This window comes from Thioclava arctica (assembly GCF_040892615.1).
Lineage (GTDB): Bacteria > Pseudomonadota > Alphaproteobacteria > Rhodobacterales > Rhodobacteraceae > Thioclava > Thioclava arctica.
Window position 1 is genome coordinate 1 of record NZ_JBFRYC010000064.1, and the last position, 345, is coordinate 345.

The 345-nt window shown below is 54.8% G+C and carries 1 pseudogene; it reads right to left on the reverse strand.

Going from position 1 to position 345, the window contains the following annotated elements:
- Nucleotides 1-287 (reverse strand): annotated as a pseudogene (locus AB4874_RS20145) (IS110 family transposase); the annotation flags it as partial.
- Nucleotides 288-345: the final 58 nt, after the last annotated feature.

Consider the following 345-nt stretch of genomic DNA (forward strand, 5'->3'; position numbering starts at 1 on the left):
ATGGCCGCCGCATCGATGGCATCTGACTTACCGCGTTTGACGTATGGTTTGACATATATCGGCGGAATTAGTCGGACTTCATGACCCAACGCTGTCAACTCCCGCGCCCAGTGGTGCGCACTGCTGCAAGCTTCCATGCCAATGAGGCAGGGTTCGATCTTGGAAAAGAATGGCAACAGCTGCGCCCGTCTCAAAGGGCGGTTGAAGACGACCTCTTCGCCTTGAGTGATCCCGTGAACTTGGAAAACGTTCTTGGCCAAATCAAGGCCGATCGTGGTAACTTGCATGGGGTGGCTCCTCTCATAAGCAGATATCGACACCTGCAGTATGGCGCATTGCGACGCC